The organism is Pseudomonas sp. JE3303 (genome assembly GCF_056312565.1).
On sequence record NZ_JBWGIF010000012.1, the window covers coordinates 58947 to 81489 of the forward strand.

A 22543-nucleotide genomic window follows, 5' to 3' on the forward strand; every position below is an offset into this window, starting at 1 on the left:
TTTTTATTGTCCTGTCTCAGAGGTCTACGACCAGGCGGCTGCAGTTGGCGCGGGATACGCAAGGCATGAATTTGCGGCGGCTCAGTTTGTCTTCCTCGCTGAGCCAGTCATCGCGGTGGTCGAGTTCGCCCTCGACCTCTAGCACTTCGGTCTCGCAGTAGCCACACGCGCCACCGCGGCACAGGTAGGGCACCTTGTACCCGGCCTGTTCGGCGGCTTCGAGCAGCGACTGCTCGGCCGGCACCTCGATCGTCACGCCCTGGCGCGCCAGGGTGACGCTGAACGGCTGGCCGCTTGAGCCTTGCTCGACAAAGCGCTCGTAATGGATGTGGCTGTCTGTCCAGCCCAAGGCGTGGGCGCTGTCGAGGGTGTCGTCGATCATGCTGTCCGGGCCGCACACATACACGTGGCTGCCCAAGGGGCGCGACGCCAGCACATCACGGATCTCCAGGCGCGGGCCGTGGCCCTGCACATAAAGGTGCACCCGCTCGCCGAAGCGCGCCTTGAGTTCCAGGCCCAGCGCCGTGTGCTCCGGACCGCGCACGGCCAGGTGCAGCTCGAAGGCCGCCTGCTTGATCTGCAGCTCTTCGAGTTGCGAGTAGACCGGCGTGATGCCTACGCCCCCGGCAATGAACAGGTGCTGGCGGGCGTGCTTGGCCAGCGGGAAGAGGTTTGCGGGCTGCAGGATCTGCAGCAGGTCGCCTTCCACCACCTGGTCGTGCAGGTGACGCGAGCCGCCGCGTCCTTCGCACACCCGGCGCACAGCGATCTGGTAGGCGCTGGAGTCGTAGGGCGAGCTCATCAGCGAGTAGGCGTTGCGGTGGGTCTTGTCGCCCGCTTCCAGGACGACCACCACGTGGCTGCCGCCTGAAAACGCGGGCAAGTGCTTGCCTTCCGGGTCGACCAGGGTGAAACGCTTTATCTCCGGGGTCAGCGACTCGATGCGGGCCACGCGCACGCTCAAGGTGCCGTTATGGGTATTCATGTGTCGAGCTCCTCGGCAGCTGGCATTTCGCCCGGGACTTCGCCGTCGGCCTTGATGCCCTGGAAGGCGGCCAGGCGACGCGAGTAGTGGTCACGCACCACCAGGCTGAGCTGGCAGCCGGGGCAGGTGAACACACGGTGGGTGACGTTCTCGGTGTAGGTGTCGCAGTGCGCGCACCACACTCGGCGTACGAGGGTGCCACTGTGTTCGCGCAACACTTCATCACGGTTCAGGTCTACCGCATTGGCCGCTTGCATGGCGGTACCGATAAAGCTTTCCGAGCCACTCAGGTACAGCCGGGTGCCCATGTGGGCGGCGCCCAGGTGCAGGTGCAGGGCATCGATCAGGGCCTGGTTGCTGGGAAACACCTCAAGGCCAGCGGCCTCGACGGTCTGCAGTGCGTGCAGGTGGTCGTGGCCAGAGAAGGACTCAGTGGAATAGAGCAGGGTGCTGCGCTGGCGCTGGGAAGGCGACATGTCCGCGATCAGTCGCAGCATGGCGGCGCCGCCACTGCCCTGGCCCGCAACCAGGTGACGCAGGCCGCCTGTCATGGGGTGCAGCTGGTCGTAGACCGGGCGGCTCTTGATGCCGGTGATTAGCATGGTGACACACCTCGTAAGCCGTTACCCCGGATGTGCCCGGCGGTAACAAAGTCGGCTGGTTCAAGACTCATGCAAGGAACAAAGCAGATCCCATGCCATATTGCCTATGGTTTTATATGTTTTATACCGAACGCTGAAACAGGGCGTTGTTTCAGGTGTTTCAGGGGGTCATCACTTCAGGGAGGGCACTGGGTCAGTGCGCGGCGCACTGGTGAGGTGCGCCGCGGGGCAGAATCAGTGCTTGAACATCACGTGGCGCACGCAGGTGTAGTCTTCCAGGCCGTACATGGACATGTCCTTGCCATAGCCCGACTGCTTCATGCCGCCATGAGGCATTTCGCTGACCAGCATGAAGTGGGTGTTCACCCAGGTGCAGCCGTATTGCAGTCGCGCCGCCAGGCGGTTCGCACGCCCGACGTCGCGCGTCCACACGGAGGAGGCGAGGCCATATTCAGAGTCGTTGGCGAATGCCAGGGCCTGTGCTTCGTCGGTGAAGGGAGTAACGCTCACGACCGGACCGAAGACTTCGCGCTGGACAATCTCGTCATCCTGGCGGGCGTCGGCCAGCACGGTCGGTTCGAAGAAGAAGCCCGGACCTTCGACACGCTTGCCGCCGGTGACCACGCGAATGTGCGGCTGGGCCTTGGCGCGCTCGACAAAGCCTTCGACGCGCTCCAGGTGCTCGCGGGTGATCAGTGGGCCGAGCTCGGTCTGCGGATCGTCCTGCAGGCCATGGCGCAGGCTGGCCACGGCCTCGCCAAGCTTGCTGACAAAACGGTCGTAGACGCCTTGCTGCACATACAGGCGGCACGCGGCGGTGCAGTCCTGCCCGGCATTGTAGAAGCCGAAGGCGCGGATCCCTTCGACAGCGGCGTCGATGTCGGCATCGTCGAAGATCAGTACCGGGGCCTTGCCGCCCAGTTCCATGTGGGTTCGTTTCACACTGGCGGCGGTGCTGGAGATGATGCGCGCCCCGGTGGCAATCGAGCCCGTCAGGGACACGAGGCGCACCTTGGGATGATTGACCAGGGGCTCGCCCACGGTCGGGCCGCGGCCGAACAGGATATTGACCACGCCGGCCGGGAACAGGTCGGCGATGATGCGGCCCAGCTCCAGTGCGGTCAGCGGGGTCTGCTCGGAGGGCTTGAGCACCACGCAGTTACCGGCCGCGAGCGCTGGGGCGATCTTCCAGGCGACCATCATCAGCGGGTAGTTCCACGGGGCAATGGAGGCGACCACGCCGAGCGGGTCGCGGCGGATCATCGAGGTATGCCCCGGCAGGTACTCGCCGCCCGCAGAGCCCGACAGGCAGCGGCTGGCGCCCGCGAAATAACGGAACACATCGGCGATCGCGGGGATTTCGTCGTTGAGCGCGGCCTGGAAGGGCTTGCCACAGTTCTGCGACTCGAGGCGGGCGAGGGTCTGCGCCTCGGCTTCGATACGGTCGGCCAGCTTGAGGAGCAACAGCGCGCGCTCCTTGGGCGGCGTCTGCGACCAGCCCTCGAATGCGCGGTCGGCGGCCTGGACTGCGGCATCGACCTGGGCGCTGCTGGCCTCGGCGATGTTCACCAGTACCGACCCCTCGGAGGGGTTGTAGACGGCATAGGGGTTGCCTTGGCCTTCGACCAATTGGCCGTCGATCAGAAGTTTGGTTTGCATGGCGTATTCCTTGGTCGGTCTTGTAGTTGGAAAGTCGCTTGCGCAGGCAAAGGGGAACGCTTGCCTGTAAGAAATCAGTAAACCTATAAAACCATATCTTAAACCTTGAGTATTGCCAACTGTTGCATTCATCGGCTTGAAGCTGCGTTTCAGCGGTATCGCACGGCGGTCGGTTAGCTATAAGATGCGAAACCAACCTTTTACCCGAGGCCCGTCAGCCAAGCCTTGCACCGCTCGATTAGGAGAGGCAATGAATGCCCTGAACACTGCTCGTAATACTGCTTTCATTCGGCTGCGCCAGGAAGGGCGGACCGATGAAGTGGCACGCAGGCTGGTGGAAGCCATCGAGCTCGGTCTGTTTGCCGAGGGCCAGCAGTTGCCCAGCGAATCGGAGCTGGCGCTTCAGCTCGGCGTGGCCACGGTCACCTTGCGCGAGGCGTTGGTGGTGCTGCGCCAGCGCGGATTGATCGAGACCCGGCGCGGACGGAATGGCGGCAGCTTCGTGTGTGCGCCCGTCGAGTTGCCCGAGGCACATCTGCTGCAACGCCTGCGCGACATGAGCGGGCCGGACCTGCGCGACCTGGGCGACGAGCAGACCGCCATCTCCGGAACCGCCGCGCGGCTGGCTGCCAAGCGCAGCACGGGCGAGCAGCAGTCGCGCATTGCCCAGCATATCGAGACGCTGCACCAGGCGGGCACGCGCCTGGCCCGTCATCGCGCCGATGCGCGCTTTCACATCGAAGTGGCGGCTGCCGCCCAGTCCCTGCGCCTGACCCATGCCGAAATGCGCCTGCAGTCAGAGGTCGGTGAGCTCTTGTGGCTGGAGGCTGCCGGTGGCGGCGATGTGGAGGTGGTCGAGCAGGAGCACCGGGCGATCTTGCAGGCACTGGTCGGGGGTGACGCAGTGCTGGCCGGCGCACTGGCCGAGGCTCATGTCAGCCGGGGCATCAAGCGCCTGATCAGCCTGCGCCTGGAGTTGCTGGCGGAAACAGACGAGGCTTGAAGCCGACGCACGCCAGGCTGGCGAGGTATTTGCGTGCTCTACCGCTCTACATAAGAAGAAAGCCGAATCTGCGTGAGGTAATGCCATGTTTGCCCTGAGCGATAACGACCCGCTGGCGGTGTGCGCCCGACAGCTCGACACTACCCTGGAGACGATTTTCAGCCAGGTGCGCCAGCTGGTGGATGAAACCCAGGCGCTCTGGGAGCGTGTCCTCTCCGAAGGCCGCCAGCCAGGCGCCAAGGACCTTGCCACGCTGCGCCCGGCCATCGACCGGCAACTGCTGGCCACGGGAGCGTTTGGCTGTGGTGGCGGGGTGATTCTCGAGCCGGGGTGTCTGGCGGACCGGGAGATGCACCTGGAATGGTGGTACCTGGCCGACGCCGGCAAGACCCTGCCGCTGCGCCCCAACTTCGACCGGCGCCGCGAGAACTACTACGACTACACCGCCATGCCCTGGTACAGCCGCCCGCGTGACAGCGGCAAGCCAGTGGTGGAAGGCCCGTACGTGGACCTCTACGGCACCAACATGTACGTGCTGACCTTCACGATTCCGATCATGGTTCAGGGGCGCTTCATCGGCGTGGCCGGGCTGGATCTGTCGTTGCACAACGTCGAACGCCTGCTGGTGCGCAGTCTGATGCGCCTGGAGCATGAGGCTGTGCTGTTGTCCGCCGATGGCCGCGTGATCGCCTCCAACACCGCCAACTGGATGGTGGGCGACCTGGCCGTCGAACTGCTCGACACGGTGCCTCAGGATGGTGTGCGCCTTGCGCTGGCGCAGTCCGAGGCAGGGTGGTCACTGGTGCGTCTGCCTGTAATGCGGCCCGGATTGACGCAGCCGATCGCTGGCCCAAGCTGCACCCGGTGAAAACCGTTACCGCTACACTCAGAGGACACGCCCACCGATAACAACAAGACCCCAGAGCCTGCCATGAACATCCTCTACGACGAACGCGTCGATGGCGCACTGCCAGAAGTGAACAAGGCCGAGCTCCTTGCGGCGCTGCATGAACGCCTCCCCGACCTCGACATCCTGCACCGTGAGGAGGACCTGCGGCCCTACGAATGCGACGGCCTGTCGGCCTACCGCACCACGCCCCTGCTGGTGGCGCTGCCCCAGCGCATCGAGCAGGTGCAGGCGCTGCTCAGGCTGTGCCACGAGAAACACGTGCCCGTGGTGGCGCGCGGTGCGGGAACCGGCCTCTCGGGCGGCGCGCTGCCGCTGGAGCAGGGCCTGTTGCTGGTGATGGCGCGCTTCAACCGGATTCTCGAGGTCAACCCCGCGGGGCGCTACGCCCGTGTGCAGCCTGGTGTGCGCAACCTTGCCATCTCCCAGGCCGCCGCGCCTTTCGACCTGTACTACGCCCCCGACCCGTCCTCGCAGATCGCCTGCTCGATCGGCGGCAACGTGGCCGAGAACGCAGGCGGCGTGCACTGCCTGAAATACGGCCTGACCGTGCACAACCTGCTCAAGGTCGACATCCTCACCGTCGAAGGCGAGCCGCTGACCTTGGGCGCGGACGCGCTCGACAGCCCGGGCTTCGACCTGCTGGCGCTGTTCACTGGCTCCGAGGGCATGCTGGGCGTGATCACCGAGGTGACAGTCAAGCTCCTGCCCAAGCCCCAGGTGGCCAAGGTGCTGCTGGCGGCGTTCGATTCGGTGGAAAAAGCCGGCGCCGCGGTGGCCGATATCATTGCCGCAGGCATCATCCCAGGGGGCCTGGAAATGATGGACAACCTGGCGATTCGCGCCGCCGAGGACTTTATCCACGCGGGTTACCCGGTCGACGCCGAGGCGATCCTGTTGTGCGAGCTCGATGGCGTTGAAGCCGATGTGCACGAAGACTGCGTGCGTGTGGGCCAGGTGCTCGAGCGCGCGGGTGCCACCGAGGTACGGCTGGCCCGCGATGAGGCCGAGCGCGTGCGGTTCTGGGCGGGGCGCAAGAATGCGTTTCCGGCCGTGGGGCGTCTGTCTCCGGATTACTACTGCATGGACGGCACCATTCCACGGCGCGAGCTCCCGGGCGTGCTGCATGGCATCTCCGAACTCGCCAGCGAATACGGCCTGCGCGTGGCCAACGTGTTTCATGCAGGGGACGGCAACATGCACCCGCTCATCCTCTTCGATGCCAACCAGCCCGGCGAGCTGGAGCGCGCCGAGGCGCTGGGCGGGAAGATACTGGAGCTGTGCGTGGCGGTCGGCGGCAGCATCACCGGCGAGCATGGGGTAGGCCGCGAGAAGATCAACCAGATGTGCGCGCAGTTCAGCGCCGATGAGATCACCCTGTTCCATGGGGTCAAGGCGGCATTTGATCCAGGCGGGCTGCTCAACCCCGGCAAGAATATCCCCACCTTGCACCGCTGCGCCGAGTTCGGCGCCATGCACGTGCATCTGGGCAAGCTGCCATTTCCCGAACTGGAGCGTTTTTGATGAGCAGCGCATGTGATGCCAGCGCGTCGTTGCTGGAACAGGTCCAGGATGCCCTGGCGGCAGGACGCCCCTTGCGTATCCAGGGCAGCGACAGCAAGGCCGGGCTTGGCCGGGCGGTGAGCGGCGAAACCCTGGACACCCGGCTTCATCAGGGTATTGTCAGCTACGACCCCACCGAGCTGGTCGTGACCGTACGCGCGGGCACACCGCTGCTGGAACTGGAGCAGGCGCTGGACGCCCAGGGTCAGTGCCTGCCTTGTGAGGCACCGCACCTGGGGCCGGGCGCCACCGTGGGTGGCATGGTCGCGGCGGGGTTGTCCGGGCCGCGGCGCCCTTGGGCCGGTTCGGTGCGCGACTACGTGCTCGGCACGCGGCTGATCACCGGTCATGGCAAGCACCTGCGCTTTGGTGGCGAGGTGATGAAGAATGTCGCCGGTTATGACCTCTCGCGGCTGATGGCGGGCAGCTTTGGCTGCCTGGGCGTGATCACCGAGGTGTCGCTCAAGGTGCTGCCCAAGCCGCGTGCGGTGGCCAATCTGCGCCTGGCCGTCGACGCCAGCGAGGCCCTGCGCCGGCTCGCCGAATGGGGCCAGCAACCGCTGCCGCTGACCGCAGCCTGCCATGACGGCCGGGCCCTGCACCTGCGTCTCGAGGGCGGGGAAGGCTCGGTCGCGGCTGCCCGTGAGCGGCTTGGCTGCGAGACCGTCGAACCGGGTTTCTGGGAGGCCTTGCGCGAGCAGCGCCTGGCCTTTTTCGACGACCCCAGGCCGCTCTGGCGACTGAGCCTGCCACAGGCCACGCCATCCCTGGACCTGCCCGGCGCGCAGCTTATCGACTGGGGCGGTGCCCAGCGTTGGCTCAAGAGTGACGCCGAGGCCGAGCCGATCCGTGCCCTGGCCAGCCGCGCAGGCGGCCATGCAACGTGCCTTGCCGGGGGCGACAGCCCCTTTCACCCGCTGCCCACGCTGCTGCTGCGCTACCACCGCCAGCTCAAGGCGCAAATGGACCCGCAGGGCATCTTGAACCCCGGGCGTATGTACGCAGACCTCTGAGGCCGACCATGCAAACCCATCTGAGTGAACAGGCCCGCGCGCTGCCGCGCGGCGAGGAAGCCGAAGCCATCTTGCGCAGCTGCGTGCACTGCGGTTTCTGCAACGCCACATGCCCTACCTACCAGTTGCTGGGCGACGAGCTCGACGGCCCGCGTGGACGTATCTACTTGATGAAGCAGGTCATGGAGGGCCACACGCCCACCGCCAGCACGCTCGAGCACCTCGATCGCTGCCTGACGTGCCGCAACTGCGAAACCACCTGTCCCTCAGGGGTGCAGTACCACAATCTGCTGGACATCGGCCGCGAGGTTGTCGAGCAACAGGTTCCGCGCTCGCTGGGCGATCGGATGCTGCGCGCTGGGGTGAGGGCGGTAGTCCCGCATGCCGGGCTGTTCAAGGCGCTGGTCGACACTGGCAGCCTGTTGAGACCCGTCCTGCCAGGGTTCTTCAAGGCCAAGCTGCCGCGCCAGGTGGATCCGGCCGGCGTGCGCCCGGCGCTGCGCCATGCGCGGCGCGTGCTGATGCTCGAAGGCTGCGTGCAACCGGGGCTGTCGCCCAATACCAACGCTGCCGCGGCGCGGGTGCTCGATCGCCTCCAGGTCAGCGTCGAGCCGGTGCGGCAGGCCGGCTGCTGCGGGGCGGTGGACTACCATCTCAATGCCCAGGAAGCGGGGCTGGACCGTGCCCGGCACAATATCGATGCCTGGTGGCCGGCCATCGAGGCGGGAGCCGAGGCGATCGTGCAGACCGCCAGTGGTTGCGGCGCGTTCATCAAGGACTATGGCCATCTGCTGGAGCACGATCCACGCTATGCGGACAAGGCCCGGCATGTCAGCGAGCTGGCCAGGGACCTGGTGGAAGTGCTGCGTGACGCGCCGCTGGAGCAGCTCGGCGTGCATGCCGAACGGAGCCTGGCCTTCCACTGCCCGTGTACCTTGCAGCACGCACAAAAGCTGGGGGGTGCCGTGGAATCGGTGCTTGCCCGGCTGGGCTTTCACCTGACCGCCGTGCCCGATGCCCACCTGTGCTGCGGATCGGCCGGAACCTACTCGCTGACTCAGCCGGTGCTGTCGCGCCAGTTGCGTGACAACAAGCTCAACGCCCTTGAGAGCGGCCGTCCGCAGGTAATCGCCACCGCCAATATCGGCTGCCAGGTCCATCTGGACAGCGCTGGCCGCACTCCGGTCAGGCATTGGATCGAACTGGTTGATCAGGCCATGGCCTGACACGCTACTCTTAGGTTTTTTTCGAGGACTTGCCATGTTTACCAAAGCCGTACTCAGCCTGAGCGATGCCCTGCAGATCCTGCACGCGGCACGTGCGCAGGCCCACGCCAATCAATGGAACGTGGCGATTGCCGTGGTCGATGATGGCGGTCACCCGCTGGCCCTCGAGCGGCTCGACGGCTGCGCGCCGATCGGCGCCTACATCGCGACCGAAAAGGCCCGTACGGCGGCCTTGGGGCGCCGGGAAACCAAGGGGTATGAAGACATGGTCAATGGCGGGCGCAGCGCGTTTCTCTCGGCACCACTGCTGACCTCGCTGGAAGGTGGGGTACCCGTTGTGGTGGACGGGCAGGTGGTGGGGGCCGTCGGGGTTTCAGGCGTCAAGCCGGACCAGGACGCACTGGTTGCCCATGCGGGGGCCAGCGCCCTGATCAGCAGCTGAAGACCCGTTGTCCATTCATTGCACCGAGCGCACTCGCTGGACAGTTCTTTCGTCCGGCTTGCCTTCGAAGAAGCAATCGAGGGCCTGGTGAAATACCGAGCCCTCAGGCTCGATCCCCGCAAACAACGTCAACGAGGACCGCAGCTTCAAGTCATCCGGATGCCCGAGGATCTGTAGCGCGCTCTTGTCCGAGTGCAGCTGCAGGGCTTCGACACAGTCCCGAAGCCTGGGCCCCAGCACCTCATGGTGAAGATATGCCCGTGCCTCGGCCACGCCCGTAATGGCATACCGCTCAGCCATCGTACTGTGGCCCAGGCCCTGGATCTGCGGAAACACGAACCACATCCAGTGGCTGCGCTTGGACCCCCTGCGCAGCTCTTGCATCACCCGGTCGAACACAGGGTCCTGCGCCTCGACAAAGCGCTGCAGCTCGAAGGGGTCCAGGCGGGTCATGAACCGGCCCGAGCCTTGTTGCTCTTGTCCAGCTGCAGCTCGATCCGGTATTTGGTCGCCAGGCGGCGCTCTTTCAGCCGGCGCAGGTCATCATCCTCGAAATTGCCCGCCGAAATCGATTCCGCCGCCAGTACCTGATTGTCGATGTCCACGTATTCATCCAGCAGGCGATCGAGCTCGGGGTCTTGCTGTCGGCGCTGCTGGACGATTTCGCGGGGGTAATGCAGATCCTGGTAAAGATCATGGGACACAGGCATGGAGCTCTCCTTGAGACGCTGTTGATGAGTACACCTGTTTAGAGCAAGAACCGGCGCAGCGGTTGGCATAAACACGAGACGTCTCGACAAACGGTCTCGACAGCAAAACGCGACGTTTGTCCGCCTGACGCATCACACGCCGTGCCGCGAACTAAACTTAGTGTCCCTTCATCCTGTGCAGGAGGGCATGACATGGACGAAGCCAAGCTTCACGAATTCATGGGCAGACTGGTGTCCGACATGGGTGCTGCGGCCATCCTGGCCAACGTCATCCTCGGTGATGAACTTGGCCTGTACAAGGCCATGGCCGATAGCCAGCCGATTACCCCCGAGGCGCTGGCCGCCAAGACCGGCTGTCACCCACGCCTGGTCCGCGAGTGGCTCAGCGCCCAGGCGGCCTCGGGTTACATGGAACACCACGACGGGACTTTCGTGCTGCCCGAAGAACAGGCCCTGGCGCTGGCGGTTGAAGACTCGCCGGTGTACATCGCCGGCGGCGCGATGGTGATTGCCTCGCTGTTCCACGACAAGGACAAGCTGGTGGCCGCCATGCGCGGCGACGGCGGTCTGGCTTGGGGAGACCATCACCCTTGCATGTTCAGCGGCACCGAGCGCTTCTTCCGGCCGGGCTACAAGACCTTCCTGGTGGCCGAGTGGCTGCCTGCTCTGGAGGGCGTGGTCGAGAAACTCAAGGCGGGCGCCAAGGTCGCCGACGTCGGCTGCGGGCATGGCGCCTCGACCATCGTCATGGCCAAGGCATATCCCGCTTCACGGTTTGTCGGTTTCGACTACCACGCGCCGTCCATTACCACCGCCACCGAGCGGGCGAAAGAGGGCGGGGTCAGCGAGCAAGTCCGCTTCGAGCAGGGCGCAGCAAAGGACTATCCCGGCAACGATTACGACCTGGTGTGCTACTTCGATTGCCTGCACGACATGGGTGATCCGGTTGGCGCCGCGCGCCACGCCTATCAGTCGTTGAAGGCCGACGGCACGGTGTTGCTGGTCGAGCCTTACGCCGAGGACACGCTGGACGACAACATCAACCCAGTCGGGAGGTTGTTCTACGCAGCATCGACGTTCATCTGCACGCCCAACTCCCTGTCCCAGGAAGTTGGCCTCGGGCTCGGCGCCCAAGCCGGCGAAACGCGCTTGCGCGATGTGTTTGCGCAGGCAGGGTTCAGCCATTTCCGGCGAGCGGCCGAGACACCTTTCAATCTGATACTGGAGGCCCGCAAATAGCGGCCCCGCGAGATCCGGAGCACGAGCGCCGCCTGGCGGCGCTTCGTGGACATGCCCTGCATGACAGCCACCCTTTACCTGCTGTATACATGACGCCTACCAAGGGGAGCCCTGCAACGGGCTGAGAAACCGCTGGCACTTCGCAGCGCGGTGACCCTTCGAACCTGATCCGGATCATGCCGGCGAAGGGATGGGATAGCCAACCTGCCTTCTTTGCCGGTCTCATCGCGAGGCCGCTCCATGCCCGATACCTGCGGTCTCGCTGCCACTCTCCCGAGGACAGCACCGTGACCGAACGCTTCACCGAAACCCTGCGCAGCCAGAGCGAGCCCTCCTGGACAGCGGCGGTCGAACACCGCTTTGTCAACGAACTCTTCGAGGGCCGCGTGCCGGATACCGTGATGGTCCGCTACCTGGTGCAAGACCATCGCTTCCTCGACAGTTTCCTGACTCTGCTGGGCGCGGCTATCGCGACGGCGGACACCTTCGAGGCGCGTCTGCGGCTGGGACGCTTTGCCGGGATGATCTCGGGGGAGGAAAACACCTACTTCCTGCGCGCGTTCGAAGCGCTGGGCGTCAGTCCCACGGAGCGTGAGCGGCCGCAGGACACGCTCCCCACCGCAGGCTTCAAGTCGATCATGCGCGAAGCCGCGGCGACCCGCTCGTACGCAGCGGCGCTGGCAGTGCTGAACGTGGCCGAATGGCTCTACCTGGACTGGGCCGTCAAAGCGCCGCAGCCGTTGCCGGAGAACTTCGTCCATGCCGAGTGGATCACCCTCCACGACAACCCGGCATTCCGCGATTTCGTCGCGTTCCTGCGTACCGAGCTGGACCGCGTCGGACCCAGGGAGGCAGCGGTCACCACCGATTTCTTCCTGCGCACCGTGGCGCTGGAGCGTGCATTCTTCGACGCCGTATACGAAGGGGAGGCGTAACCCATGGATATCTTCGACCGCCTCAAGGCCGCCTGCGCGCCGCAATGGGACAGCTACGTCAACCATGCTTTCGTGCGCCAGATGGGTGATGGCACCCTGGCCGAGGATGCCTTCCGGACTTATCTGGTGCAGGACTACCTGTTCCTCATCCAGTTCGCCCGTGCCTGGGCCCTGGCCGCCTACAAGAGCCGCCGCCCGACCGATATTCGCGCCGCCCAGGCGGGGTTGGCGGCGATTCTCGACGAGACCGACCTGCACCTGCGCCTGTGTGCCCGCTGGGACCTTTCACAGGCCGATATCGAGGCAGCGCCCGAACACCAGGCCACCGTGGCCTACACCCGCTTCGTCCTCGATTGCGGCGCCGCCGGCGACCTGCTCGACCTGCATGTCGCGCTGGCCCCCTGCGTGATCGGCTACGCCGAAATCGGCCGCAACCTGTCGGCCGGCGTCGACCTGGCCCAGCACCCCTATCGCGAATGGATCGGCGAGTACGCCGGTAATGGCTACCAGGGCGTGGCCAACGCAGCGCGCCAGCACCTGGACGAACTGGCGGCGCGCAGCATGACCGAGCAACGATTTGTCGAGCTCGCAGGGATCTTCGCGCAAGCCTCCAAGCTGGAAGCGGACTTCTGGCAGATGGGGCTGGAAGGGCGGTGGTAAGCTGAGTTGGGCCACGGCTTGCGCGGTTACCCTGGGCACGGCGCAAGACCTACCGGGGTGCGTGTGGCCGGTCTACCGCATGTGCTGGCAAGCCACACGGATACGGCGCTGAGTTTGAGGTTGCGCCGATCTGTGGGAACGGCCTCGTGCCGGGACGCCGGACCGCGCGAGAGGGCCGCGAAGCGGCCCCAAAATTGCAAGACCAACACAGCAATACAAGACCGCAAAGCGTGTACCCGTCTCAAATCGCACGGTCCGAGATACCTGCGTACCAGCGAGGGCTGCGCCCCCGTTTCGCGACACAAGGCCGCTCCTACAGGTCAGCGCAACCGCAGATTCAGCGCCGTGTCTGTGAAAGCTGGCTTGCCATCGCGGGCAGGCCCTGCGACCGGCAGGTGAGCAGGCTACACGGCCGCGACACCCGCAGCAGTGAGCCTGGTCATGATGTCAGCCAGAGAACCTTCGTATTCCCAGGTCTGGACGGTGTCATGCGGGCACTCGATGAAGATGTAGTCCTTGGTCACAGACAGTATGCGATCGACCTTGATGAGTTTCCTGACCCATGGCGCAGGGGGAAGGTCGACAATGATCAGGTGTCTGTCGCTGTCGTAACCATGGTAGACCTTTGTTGCACGAATATTCACCGCAATGAACGCCATGACTTTACCTGCCTGATGATGGGATTGAAGATGAGTCAGTGATGCATACCACCGGTATGACCCACTAGGACGGTAGATCCTGTAGCAGTCTGGACTTCAGTGCCCACATGATCTCGATCAGTTCCTCGAGCGCGGGAATACTGGTTCGTGCCTGCGGCCTCAACAATGAGACCTTGAAGGGGATCAACGGCACCAGGGGCAGGAACTTGATGTCAGCCGAACCATTGAGCATGGCAGTGAATGGATCGATGATCGCCACGCCCAGTCCGCGCCTCACCATGGCCAATGCCGAGGCGGATACATTGGTCTCATAGGTATAGCTGGGATGGATTTCCGACTCGCGGGCCACGTGGTCGATGAACTGTCGTACCGGCGCGAAGGATGAATAGCAAATGAAGTCGGTGCGTGCCAGGTCCTCGAGCGAGACGCTGCTCTTGAGCGCGAACGGGTGGTCGACAGGAACGGCCACGACGTACGGGGACGTGCTGAATGTCTCGATCTTCAGGCCAGCCGTCTGGTACGGCATTTCGACGAAGCCGAAATCGATCTGTTGTGCCGTGGCGTATTCCTCGACCCTGCCAGAGGTCTGTACGCTGAGGGTGACCTTGATAGTGGGATGGGCTTTGTTGAACTCGGCCATCGCGTACGGCACGAAATCCAGACCCAGGGCCGGCATCGAAGCGATTGTGATATGGGAGTCCTGGCCCTTGCCCAGGCGAAACGCCGATTGACGTAGTGAATCGAGCGAAAGATAGGCCCTCTGCACGTCTGCCATGAGGTCATGCGCATGTTTGGTTGGGGTGACCAACCCTTTCCTGCGCTCGAACAGTTGAACGCCAAGCTCGTGCTCGAGCTTGTCCAGAAGACGACTGACGGCCGGCTGGCTGCGACCGAGGATCACGGCCGCGCCACTGACCGTACCCGACAGCATGACCGCTCTGAACGCCGCGAAATAATTGAGGTTCATCGTTCAGGCATCCTATGGGCCCACGACCGGGCCAGTCCATGACAGCTCATTATCATCGTTGTTTGCCGCACCCTGGCCCAGGGATTTCCCGGGCGCGTTGCTCGCCTACAGGTTACTGCACAGCCGATAGGCATCCAATATGGCGGTGTTGATATTACGGCTGGAGACAGCATCGCCGATCCGATACAGCGCAAAGGCATCGTCGCCGGAAAGAGGCTGCGCGCGCCCGGCCACGAAGGCATCGAGGTCGATGACACCGTCATTGGCAGAACTCGCCCTGAGCTCGTGGTAGATATCGTCGAAGGGAAGGGTGCCTTGTTCCACCACCACGACATCGACTTCGAGCTGTTGTTCACGGGCAGTCAGCTCGTTGCACAGCGTGGCGACCAGACGGTCACCCGACCGAGCCACCGCAACCAGCCTGGATTCGAACTCCGGTGAGATGCCCAGCTCCACGAAGCGCCTTTTCCACCGGTACCGCTCGGCATAGGTGACTTCCTCGGCAAGCTGGCCATCGATCGAGCGATAGCACACTTCCACACCCAGCCCTGCAAGACGCTCTGCGGCCAACGGCCCAGGATTGCGTCCGGTACCGTCGAAGACCAACACCCGCTGGTGGGGACGCGGATTGAGGTTTCCAGACACCACGTCCCATGTCGAATGGCAGAGGTCGGCGCCGGCAGCCAGCGAGATGTTGGGAAGCCCACCGGTAGCCAGGATCACCACATCGGCGCCGAGCGCTGCAATGTCGGCACTCTCAAGGTAGGAGTCGGTGTGCGTCCGGACACCCAGCCGGTCGAGTTCGGCAACTCGCCAGTCGACGATCCCGATCAGGTCCCTGCGCCAGCTGCCCCCCGCCCCCAGCAGGACTTGCCCGCCCAGTTGCGATGCCGCTTCATGCAGTGTCACCTCGTGGCCCCTCTGCGCACAGACCCTGGCGGCCTCGAGCCCCGCCGGGCCTCCACCCACGACGATGACCCGCTTGGCTGGCCCATGGGTCCTGGCGATCTTGTGGGACAGCGTGGTCTCCCGGCCACTCACGGGATTGTGCAGGCAGGACGGCCGCTGCGCGGACTGGCAATGGGACGCGCCGATACATGGGCGGATTTCCTCCTCCCGGCCCGAGATGATCTTCTCGACCAGGTAGGGATCGGCGATCTGCGCGCGGGTCATCGCCGCCATATCGATCTTGCCCTGCGAAACGGCGTAGCGTGCCGAGGCGACATCGGCCAGGCGCGCGGCATGGAACACCGGCAGTTGCACCGCCTGCTTGAACTGTCCGATGGCTTCGACCCAGGGCGCAAGGGGCGCGCCCATGCCCGGCATGTTCTCCATGACCAGGCCGCGGATAGTGTCCATTCCCCCATACACGGCGTTGAAGAAGTCGACCGCGCCCTCCCTCTGCAGCCTGACACCGATCTCGATGCAGTCTTCGAGCGCAAGGCCACCGGGTGTGCCCTCGTCCACGCTCATGCGGATGCCGACGATGAAGTCATCTCCCACCGCCTTGCGAATCGCTTCATGCACCATGAGGGCGAATCGACAGCGATTGTCCAGGCTGCCGCCAAACCGGTCGGTCCGCCGGTTGGTCAACGGCGAGAAGAACTGCCCGATCAGATGGCCGCCGGCGAGTGTCTCGATACCGTCGAGTCCGCCTTCCTTGCACCGCACCGCTGCGGCGGCATAAGCCTTCACCACCCGCGCGATATCGTGTTCGTCCATTTCCTTGGGAATGCTTCGGTGGAGCGTCTCGCGGATGACCGAGGGCGCGATGGTGGGCAGTCGATCGCCGGCAAATGAATCCCCCCTGCGGCCCAGGTGAGTGATCTGGCACATCAGTGCGGCGCCTTGCGCATGCAGGCGACTGGAGAACGCCTGGAAATGAGGAATGATCTCGTCGGTGCCAACATTCAGTTGCCGAAAGATGTTGGGAGAGTCGCGATCGATGTTCGAGGACCCTCCAAACATCGACAGCGCCAACCCGCCCTTGGCCTTTTCCGCGTGGTACAACTGGTACGCGGTCGTGGGCATGCCGCCTTCCTCGAGGCCGCAGGCGTGGCTGGTACTCATTATCCTATTCCTGAGCACCAGGTTCTTGATTTTGAGCGGCTGCAGCAGCGGGTCATTCTTTTTCGAAGAGGCGATGATGTTGTCCATGAACGTTTCCTTCTGGCAGCCGGGAGTATCACCTGGAACTTGAACGTTCCGGGAGGCACTGCAAAGCGGGTTGGACGACTAGAGAACCTGGCTCAGGAACTGCCGTGTTCGAGGGTCTTTTGCTTCATTGAATATCTGGTCTGGCGCGCCGTGCTCGACGATCAATCCACCATCGGTGAAATAGACATGGTCCGCGACCTCGCGCGCAAAACCCATTTCATGAGTGACCAGAATGCAGGTCATGCCCTCGGCGGCAAGTTCCTTGATGGTCACCAGCACTTCCTTTACCGTCTCGGGGTCCAGTGCCGCGGTGACTTCGTCGAACAACATGACTTCAGGTTGCATCGCCAGGCTCCGGGCGATGGCGACGCGCTGCTGCTGTCCTCCGGACAACTCGCCAGGATAGGCATGCTCTTTCCCGTCGAGCTTGACCTTCCTCAACAACTCACCCGCACGTTGCCGTGCTGAAGCTTCTGGTTCCTTCAACACCAGCAGCGGAGCGAGCATCACGTTTTCCAGCACGGTCTTGTGGGGAAACAGGTTGTACTGCTGGAAGACGATGCCTACTTTTCTTCGCAGTTGCGCAGTATCCAGCCTTGCATCATTGACCTCGATGCCGTCTACATTGATCGAGCCTTCCTGGATGTCGCTCAGGCCATTGATGCAGCGAATCAATGTCGACTTTCCCGAGCCCGAAGGCCCGATGATGCAGACGACCTCGCCCTTGCGCACATCCAGTGAAACCCCTTTCAATACTTGCAGGCTACCGTAGGCTTTCTTCACGCCTCGAATCGAAACGATTGGTTTGGAAGCATTCATCAACTTAATCCTCGCCGGAAGATACTCATTTCACCGAGTATTTTCTTTCCAGTCTTTTAGTCAGCAGCGCAATCGGATAGATATAGATGAAAAAGAGCGCCAGCAAGAAGAGATAGAAGGGAATCAGGAAGTCCGGGCGCCCACCAGCGGCTTCCATGGCCGCCTGCGCGCTGCCGACGGCTTCACGCACGCCGATGATCGCCGCCATGGGCGTCGCGAGCGCCAGCAGTGAATACCAGTTCATCCATGAAGGCAGTGCGCGCTTGATGCATTGAGGCAGGATCACATGCGTCATCGTCTGGTAGCGGCTCAGCCCCAGGCTGTTGGCGGATTCCCACTGGCCGCTGGGGATCGAGGCGATGGCGCCTCTCACCACTTCGCTCAGGTTCCCCATGACCGGCAACGTGAAGGCGAAGGTCGCCTTGAGCCAGTCGGGCAGATACACCGTCCCGGTACCGATGTCGACCTGCATCGGCAGCAGATACATGACCGCAAACAGGAAGACCAGCCAGGGCGTGTTCCTGAACAAATTGGTAAGCCCCGAGGCGCACTTCCTGACCAGGTAGAAACGACTGGTCTGAGCCACCCCCAGGGGAACTCCCAGCAACGTGGCGAGGGCCATGGCAGCAAAGCTCATCAGCAGGTTCAGCCCATAGCCCTGGAGGATGTAGGGCGTCCATTTCCACAGGACCAGGATGGCGCTGTCTTGAGCGGAAGTTCCTGCCTTCAGTACCCCATACGCGACCACAGCGACCACTAGCAAGGCGGCCGCGTGGTACCACTTCACGCTCGCCAGGCGCAATTCGAATCGCTTTGCGCCTTCCTGGACTCGTTCTTCTGTCATTGTCCGAACCCCGGCACCTTGAGTTTCTTCTCAACCCGCGCAGCCACTCTTGCGATAATCGCGATGACTGCGATGTAGAAGACAAACAGAACGATGATCATCTCCGGCACATTGACGTTGTCGGACCAGACTTGATTCAGCACATAGGTCATTTCAGGCACGGAAATGACATAGGCGAGCGACGTGGTCTTTGCCAGGCTGATGATGTTGGAGACCAGGGAAGGGAAGGATGTCCTGAGCGCCAATGGCAACAACACATGGCGGTTGATCTGCCAGCGACTGAAGCTCAGGCTTTCGCACGCCTCGAGCGTCGACCTGGGCACGGCCTCGATGCCGGCCCTGAAGATCTCGATATTGTAGGCACCGCCGAATGCACCGAGCGCAATGACTGCCCAGGCGAACGAAGACACCAACGGTTGGCTGTATCCGCCCATGTCGACCTGTGGCGTAAGACTGCCCAGCCCAAAATAGAAGAACAGCAACTGCACCATCGGCGGCGTGTTTCGAAAGACCTGGACATAGGCCTCGACCGCTATCCTGACAACCGCGATCCTCGACCGTTGCAGGGTAGCCCCGCCCAGACCGATCATCACGGAAATAACGATCACGCAGAACATCAGTTGAAGTGAAGTAAGGGCTCCGGAAAGGAATCGGTCGAACTCGTACGCATCATAGAACACGTTGAAATTCAGCCCGGTCTTTTCGTACAAGTCTCGAAAGAACTCTGCAATAGCTTCAACCATATCCCCTCCGACAACTCAGGCAACGGGAATCAATGTTTTCCAATCGACGAGCTATTGTTCAGGGTTGTCCTGGAGATGTTTTTCATGCTGTTGCGCGAACCAGGCGGCTGGCTTGAGCTCATAGGTCTTTTCAAGCGCCATCAGCTTGCCGCTTGTATGCCAGCGATAGGCCATGCCGGACATGAACACGCCCCAGGGCTTGTCCAGGTCCTGGAGAGCGACCGCGGCGCCCCAGGGATTGTTGTAAAGCACGTCAACGGGCATTTCATAGCCCGCCCACTCTGGCAGCTTCAGGTCGGCCTGGATGCCCACGTCGTCGTAGAGCCAAGCCACGCACTTGCCCGAGCGCAGCGCCTCCTTGCCTTCGGGGTTGCCTGTGAACGCGACGATCCTGGTCTTGTACTGCTGCTCCACTTTCTTGTTGTAGACCACGCCCTGCTTGGCGCAAACCGGCTTGCCGGCAATGTCCTTCCAGTCCTTGATCACACCTTGCCTGGCCATCATGGTGGGGCCGGAGGTCCAGTAGGCGGGTTCGATGATGCCCACCACCTTGCGGCGCTCCGGCGTGTCGTACATCCCCGCCAGGAGCAGGTCGACCTTACCTTGCTCGAGGAAGTGCATGCGGTTGGCCGATGTCACGACCACCGGCTCGAGCTTGACGCCCAGGTGGTCGGCCACGTCCTTGGCCAGATCCACCTCGATGCCTTGCATCGAGCCGTCGGTAGCCGGATAGGACCAGGGCTTGAACGAGCCCTGGACTCCAACCCTCAGGACGCCGCGCTCGACAATATCGGCAAGGCGGTCTTCTGCTGCCTGGGCATTCAGTGACAAGAGGGGAGATGCGAGCGTTGCAAGCAATGCGATTGCGACCGGGACCGATGCAGTTTGACTACATTTCATACAGTCTATTCCTCTCAGGCGGTGAGCACAGATCTTGGGCAGACATAGAATAGGCACAACGGTAGTCGAGCTGTCGGGCGGCGTACTTATTCTTATGTATCGTCCCTTGACGTGCTCTCGATACTCTCAGAGATGCTCTTTTACGTAAAATCAGAAGTATGAAGTTCGGTATGCGTTCTCTGCATAACGGACTTTTGGTGGAATGATTATCATGTAAGGTATTTAATGTAACAGTGGTGCCGTCGCTTGATCAGCCACTCGGATACCGAACTTTCGCCGTGCGGGTCGCCGCATTCATGACTACACCCTCAACCTCAAGGAAGAGGCTTTGGCTATGGCGAAGACGAGATCGTCATGTTTGCGGCCGACAGCCCGTTTGCTATGTCCCTGTTGGAGGACCATTGAGAGTGGGGGGCTAGGGTTGCGTAACGCCAGGCGCCTGCGGATTCACAACGCGGCTTGGCCTGTCACACTTTGTCCCATTTCCTGCAATGCACCTGATTAGGATTCGCTTTTACATCGAATCCACAGGATCACCCGCATGCCCGCTCCACGCCGCATCCTCCGCTGTTCATCCACCCTGGCCGCCTTGCTGGCCGGCGCCGCGCAGGCGCAGACGCTCACTGAAACCGTTCCGCCGGTGCCGCTCACGCTTGAAGAAATGGTCGTGACCGCCGCAGGCTTCGAGCAGCGGGTCGAAGATGCGCCGGCGTCCATCACGGTGATCGAGGGCGAGGAATTGCGGCGCAAGTCGTATCGCGATCTGGGCGATGCGGTGCGTGATGTGGAGGGGGTGACGGTCAACGGGGGTGCCAACGAGCAGGACATCTCCATTCGTGGCATGCCGGGCGACTACACGCTGATACTGGTCGACGGCAAGCGCCAGAGTGCGCGCGAGTCGCGGGTCAATGGCAACTCGGGCTACGAGCAGAGCTTCGTGCCGCCGGCCGCTGCCATCGAACGTATCGAGGTGGTGCGCGGCCCTATGTCTTCGCTGTACGGCTCGGATGCGATCGGCGGGGTGATCAATGTGATCACTCGCAAGGTCTCGCCGGAGTGGGGCGGATCGATCGGCTATGACTACTCCCTGCGCCAGCACAGCGCAGAGGGCAATGCGGGGCAGACCACCTTTTATCTGAATGGGCCGCTGCGCGAAGACCTGCTTGGCCTGCAGGTGTGGGGCCGGTTCCTCAACCGCCAGGCCGACGATGACCTGGAACTCAACAATGGCCACAGCAAGGCCGACCACCGTGACCTGACGGCGCGGCTGTCGTTCACCCCGACCATCGATCACGACATTCTCCTGGAAGCCGGTGCCACCCGCCTGAAGAACGGCGACGGCCTGAGCGCCAACTGGTCTACCCGCGAGCAGGAAAACAATCGCGATCACTTTTCGCTGTCGCACCAGGGCCGCTGGGGCTGGGCCACTTCCGACGTGGCGCTGTACCAGGAAACCACCAGCCGGGAAGGCAAGGCCACGCCGGACCAGACCGACATCTACGGGCGCAAACCCGAGATCCGCAACCGCGTGCTGGATGCCAAGCTGGTAGTGCCCACCGCGCACAATGTCAGCACGGTCGGCCTGCAGTGGCAGGAAAACCAGATCACCGACTGGAACCAGGGCCTGGGCGACAAGGTGGACTACGAGTTCTCGGTGACGCAAAAAGCGCTGTTCGCCGAGAACGAGTGGTCGGTCACCGACAGTTTCGCCCTGACCGGCGGCATCCGCCTGGACAACCACGAGGAATACGGCAACCACATCAGCCCGCGGCTGTACGGGGTCTGGCGCGCCACCGACCAGTGGACCTTCAAGGGCGGCGTGGCTCGCGGCTTCAAGACGCCAGAGCTGCGTGCCGTGGTGGAGGGCTATGCCTACCTGCGCCGCAACCGCTTCGTGATGCTGGGCAATCCGGACCTCAAGCCTGAAACCAGCACCAACTACGAGGCGTCGGCGCTGTGGTCCAACCGCGATGACCTGTCGGCGGGCGTCACCGTGTTCTACAACGACTTCCAGGACAAGCTGTCCACCGTGACCACTGACCGCCTCTGGAATGGCTACATCGTCATGGACCGGGTCAACGTCGACAAGGCGGTAATCCGCGGAGCGGAGCTGACCGGGCAGTGGGATATCAACGACGATGTACTGCTGCGGGCCAACTACACCTACACCGATTCTGAGCAGAAATCCGGTGCCAACGCCGGTGCTCCACTGGCCCTGACGCCCAAGCAGAAAGCCAACCTGCGCGGCGAATGGAGGGTCAACGACCGCGCACAGGCCTGGGCATCCATCAGCTACTACGGCGAAGAAACCGGCAACACCCTCACGGCCGAAGCCGCACCCGGCTACACCACGGCGGACATTGGCGGCTCGTTCGACATTACCAATGACCTGACACTCAACGCCTCGCTCAACAACCTCACCGACAAACGCCTGGACGACGAGACCTACGGCACGGTGAACTACGGCCGCACGCTGTGGATGGGTGCGACCTACAACTTCTGAAGCATCA

The 22543-nt window shown here is 63.1% G+C and carries 22 protein-coding genes and 1 riboswitch; of the genes, 10 read left to right on the top strand and 12 right to left on the bottom strand.

What is annotated here, in order from left to right:
• Window positions 1–16: 16 nt before the first annotated feature.
• From AC0ZZU_RS17700 to AC0ZZU_RS17710, 3 genes are all read right to left on the bottom strand, one after another.
• Window positions 17–985 (bottom strand): PDR/VanB family oxidoreductase, encoded by a 969-nt coding sequence (locus tag AC0ZZU_RS17700; protein WP_476342437.1) that lies wholly within the window; start codon window positions 983–985, stop codon window positions 17–19.
• Complete coding sequence (locus tag AC0ZZU_RS17705) at window positions 982–1587, bottom strand: dimethylamine monooxygenase subunit DmmA family protein (protein WP_476342438.1); 606 nt, start codon at window positions 1585–1587, stop codon at window positions 982–984. The genes AC0ZZU_RS17700 and AC0ZZU_RS17705 overlap by 4 nt, the downstream gene beginning before the upstream one ends.
• A 234-nt stretch (window positions 1588–1821) precedes the next feature.
• Window positions 1822–3246 (bottom strand): gamma-aminobutyraldehyde dehydrogenase, encoded by a 1425-nt coding sequence (locus tag AC0ZZU_RS17710; RefSeq protein ID WP_476342439.1) that lies wholly within the window; start codon window positions 3244–3246, stop codon window positions 1822–1824.
• Window positions 3247–3496: 250 nt separating this feature from the next.
• Here AC0ZZU_RS17710 and AC0ZZU_RS17715 point away from each other — a divergent pair, with 250 nt between their 5' ends.
• The 6 genes from AC0ZZU_RS17715 (at window position 3497) to AC0ZZU_RS17740 (ending at window position 9400) form a co-directional block, all read left to right on the top strand.
• Entirely contained in the window at window positions 3497–4249 is a 753-nt protein-coding gene (locus tag AC0ZZU_RS17715) for a FadR/GntR family transcriptional regulator (RefSeq protein WP_476342440.1), read from the top strand.
• Between the two features lie 85 nt (window positions 4250–4334).
• On the top strand, window positions 4335–5117 hold the full coding sequence (locus AC0ZZU_RS17720) for a cache domain-containing protein (RefSeq protein WP_476342441.1): 783 nt from the start codon (window positions 4335–4337) through the stop codon (window positions 5115–5117).
• 63 nt (window positions 5118–5180) lie between these two features.
• On the top strand, window positions 5181–6680 hold the full coding sequence (glcD, locus tag AC0ZZU_RS17725; RefSeq protein WP_476342442.1) for a glycolate oxidase subunit GlcD: 1500 nt from the start codon (window positions 5181–5183) through the stop codon (window positions 6678–6680).
• The gene (gene glcE / locus AC0ZZU_RS17730; protein WP_476342443.1) at window positions 6680–7732 is read left to right on the top strand and encodes a glycolate oxidase subunit GlcE; all 1053 of its coding nucleotides are present in this window, start codon (window positions 6680–6682) and stop codon (window positions 7730–7732) included. The genes glcD and glcE overlap by 1 nt, the downstream gene beginning before the upstream one ends.
• An 8-nt stretch (window positions 7733–7740) precedes the next feature.
• Window positions 7741–8958 (top strand): glycolate oxidase subunit GlcF, encoded by a 1218-nt coding sequence (glcF, locus tag AC0ZZU_RS17735; protein ID WP_476342444.1) that lies wholly within the window; start codon window positions 7741–7743, stop codon window positions 8956–8958.
• Window positions 8959–8992: 34 nt separating this feature from the next.
• Window positions 8993–9400: a heme-binding protein gene (locus AC0ZZU_RS17740; RefSeq protein WP_476342445.1), complete on the top strand. Its 408-nt coding sequence runs from the start codon at window positions 8993–8995 to the stop codon at window positions 9398–9400.
• A 15-nt stretch (window positions 9401–9415) separates the two neighbouring features.
• On the opposite strand, the gene AC0ZZU_RS17745 is transcribed toward AC0ZZU_RS17740, so the two are convergent.
• Window positions 9416–9853 carry a DUF1810 domain-containing protein gene (locus AC0ZZU_RS17745; RefSeq protein ID WP_476342446.1) on the bottom strand — a complete coding sequence of 146 codons (438 nt, stop codon included), beginning with the start codon at window positions 9851–9853 and terminating at the stop codon, window positions 9416–9418.
• Window positions 9850–10110, bottom strand: coding sequence for a hypothetical protein (locus AC0ZZU_RS17750; protein ID WP_476342447.1), 261 nt, complete (start codon window positions 10108–10110; stop codon window positions 9850–9852). The genes AC0ZZU_RS17745 and AC0ZZU_RS17750 overlap by 4 nt, the downstream gene beginning before the upstream one ends.
• A gap of 192 nt (window positions 10111–10302) precedes the next feature.
• Between AC0ZZU_RS17750 and AC0ZZU_RS17755 the strand changes: the two genes are divergently transcribed.
• The 3 genes from AC0ZZU_RS17755 (at window position 10303) to tenA (ending at window position 12944) form a co-directional block, all read left to right on the top strand.
• Window positions 10303–11349, top strand: a complete 1047-nt coding sequence (locus AC0ZZU_RS17755) for a class I SAM-dependent methyltransferase (protein WP_476342448.1) — start codon at window positions 10303–10305, stop codon at window positions 11347–11349.
• A 92-nt stretch (window positions 11350–11441) separates the two neighbouring features.
• Window positions 11442–11557, top strand: a riboswitch (TPP riboswitch).
• A 79-nt stretch (window positions 11558–11636) separates the two neighbouring features.
• Window positions 11637–12284, top strand: coding sequence for a TenA family protein (locus AC0ZZU_RS17760; protein WP_476342449.1), 648 nt, complete (start codon window positions 11637–11639; stop codon window positions 12282–12284).
• A gap of 3 nt (window positions 12285–12287) precedes the next feature.
• Window positions 12288–12944: a thiaminase II gene (tenA, locus tag AC0ZZU_RS17765; protein ID WP_476342450.1), complete on the top strand. Its 657-nt coding sequence runs from the start codon at window positions 12288–12290 to the stop codon at window positions 12942–12944.
• A 404-nt stretch (window positions 12945–13348) separates the two neighbouring features.
• Here tenA and AC0ZZU_RS17770 read toward each other — a convergent pair whose 3' ends face one another.
• The 7 genes from AC0ZZU_RS17770 to AC0ZZU_RS17800 all read right to left on the bottom strand — a co-directional run bounded on the left by AC0ZZU_RS17770 (window position 13349) and on the right by AC0ZZU_RS17800 (window position 19964).
• Window positions 13349–13603: a hypothetical protein gene (locus tag AC0ZZU_RS17770; protein ID WP_476342451.1), complete on the bottom strand. Its 255-nt coding sequence runs from the start codon at window positions 13601–13603 to the stop codon at window positions 13349–13351.
• Between the two features lie 64 nt (window positions 13604–13667).
• A complete protein-coding gene (locus AC0ZZU_RS17775) occupies window positions 13668–14570 on the bottom strand; it encodes a LysR substrate-binding domain-containing protein (RefSeq protein WP_476342452.1) in 903 nt (300 codons plus the stop codon).
• A 105-nt stretch (window positions 14571–14675) separates the two neighbouring features.
• Window positions 14676–16727 (bottom strand): oxidoreductase, encoded by a 2052-nt coding sequence (locus AC0ZZU_RS17780; protein ID WP_476342453.1) that lies wholly within the window; start codon window positions 16725–16727, stop codon window positions 14676–14678.
• Window positions 16728–16805: 78 nt separating this feature from the next.
• Window positions 16806–17546: an amino acid ABC transporter ATP-binding protein gene (locus AC0ZZU_RS17785; RefSeq protein ID WP_476342454.1), complete on the bottom strand. Its 741-nt coding sequence runs from the start codon at window positions 17544–17546 to the stop codon at window positions 16806–16808.
• 25 nt (window positions 17547–17571) lie between these two features.
• Window positions 17572–18348 carry an amino acid ABC transporter permease gene (locus AC0ZZU_RS17790; protein WP_476342455.1) on the bottom strand — a complete coding sequence of 259 codons (777 nt, stop codon included), beginning with the start codon at window positions 18346–18348 and terminating at the stop codon, window positions 17572–17574.
• A gap of 38 nt (window positions 18349–18386) precedes the next feature.
• Window positions 18387–19133, bottom strand: coding sequence for an amino acid ABC transporter permease (locus tag AC0ZZU_RS17795; RefSeq protein WP_476342456.1), 747 nt, complete (start codon window positions 19131–19133; stop codon window positions 18387–18389).
• Between the two features lie 51 nt (window positions 19134–19184).
• A complete protein-coding gene (locus AC0ZZU_RS17800; RefSeq protein WP_476342457.1) occupies window positions 19185–19964 on the bottom strand; it encodes a transporter substrate-binding domain-containing protein in 780 nt (259 codons plus the stop codon).
• A 610-nt stretch (window positions 19965–20574) separates the two neighbouring features.
• On the opposite strand from AC0ZZU_RS17800, the gene AC0ZZU_RS17805 reads away from it, so the two are divergent.
• The gene (locus tag AC0ZZU_RS17805) at window positions 20575–22536 is read left to right on the top strand and encodes a TonB-dependent receptor domain-containing protein (protein ID WP_476342458.1); all 1962 of its coding nucleotides are present in this window, start codon (window positions 20575–20577) and stop codon (window positions 22534–22536) included.
• Window positions 22537–22543 lie beyond the last annotated feature (7 nt).

Excerpts from the sequence above, each read along its gene's own strand:
- AC0ZZU_RS17700 (WP_476342437.1), bottom strand. The coding sequence starts at position 985 with ATGAATACCCATAACGGCACCTTGAGCGTGCGCGTGGCCCGCATCGAG.
- AC0ZZU_RS17705 (WP_476342438.1), bottom strand. The coding sequence starts at position 1,587 with ATGCTAATCACCGGCATCAAGAGCCGCCCGGTCTACGACCAGCTGCAC.
- AC0ZZU_RS17710 (WP_476342439.1), bottom strand. The coding sequence starts at position 3,246 with ATGCAAACCAAACTTCTGATCGACGGCCAATTGGTCGAAGGCCAAGGC.
- AC0ZZU_RS17715 (WP_476342440.1), top strand. The coding sequence starts at position 3,497 with ATGAATGCCCTGAACACTGCTCGTAATACTGCTTTCATTCGGCTGCGC.
- AC0ZZU_RS17720 (WP_476342441.1), top strand. The coding sequence starts at position 4,335 with ATGTTTGCCCTGAGCGATAACGACCCGCTGGCGGTGTGCGCCCGACAG.
- glcD (WP_476342442.1), top strand. The coding sequence starts at position 5,181 with ATGAACATCCTCTACGACGAACGCGTCGATGGCGCACTGCCAGAAGTG.
- glcE (WP_476342443.1), top strand. The coding sequence starts at position 6,680 with ATGAGCAGCGCATGTGATGCCAGCGCGTCGTTGCTGGAACAGGTCCAG.
- glcF (WP_476342444.1), top strand. The coding sequence starts at position 7,741 with ATGCAAACCCATCTGAGTGAACAGGCCCGCGCGCTGCCGCGCGGCGAG.
- AC0ZZU_RS17740 (WP_476342445.1), top strand. The coding sequence starts at position 8,993 with ATGTTTACCAAAGCCGTACTCAGCCTGAGCGATGCCCTGCAGATCCTG.
- AC0ZZU_RS17745 (WP_476342446.1), bottom strand. The coding sequence starts at position 9,853 with ATGACCCGCCTGGACCCCTTCGAGCTGCAGCGCTTTGTCGAGGCGCAG.
- AC0ZZU_RS17750 (WP_476342447.1), bottom strand. The coding sequence starts at position 10,110 with ATGCCTGTGTCCCATGATCTTTACCAGGATCTGCATTACCCCCGCGAA.
- AC0ZZU_RS17755 (WP_476342448.1), top strand. The coding sequence starts at position 10,303 with ATGGACGAAGCCAAGCTTCACGAATTCATGGGCAGACTGGTGTCCGAC.
- tenA (WP_476342450.1), top strand. The coding sequence starts at position 12,288 with ATGGATATCTTCGACCGCCTCAAGGCCGCCTGCGCGCCGCAATGGGAC.
- AC0ZZU_RS17770 (WP_476342451.1), bottom strand. The coding sequence starts at position 13,603 with ATGGCGTTCATTGCGGTGAATATTCGTGCAACAAAGGTCTACCATGGT.
- AC0ZZU_RS17775 (WP_476342452.1), bottom strand. The coding sequence starts at position 14,570 with ATGAACCTCAATTATTTCGCGGCGTTCAGAGCGGTCATGCTGTCGGGT.
- AC0ZZU_RS17780 (WP_476342453.1), bottom strand. The coding sequence starts at position 16,727 with ATGGACAACATCATCGCCTCTTCGAAAAAGAATGACCCGCTGCTGCAG.
- AC0ZZU_RS17785 (WP_476342454.1), bottom strand. The coding sequence starts at position 17,546 with ATGAATGCTTCCAAACCAATCGTTTCGATTCGAGGCGTGAAGAAAGCC.
- AC0ZZU_RS17795 (WP_476342456.1), bottom strand. The coding sequence starts at position 19,133 with ATGGTTGAAGCTATTGCAGAGTTCTTTCGAGACTTGTACGAAAAGACC.
- AC0ZZU_RS17805 (WP_476342458.1), top strand. The coding sequence starts at position 20,575 with ATGCCCGCTCCACGCCGCATCCTCCGCTGTTCATCCACCCTGGCCGCC.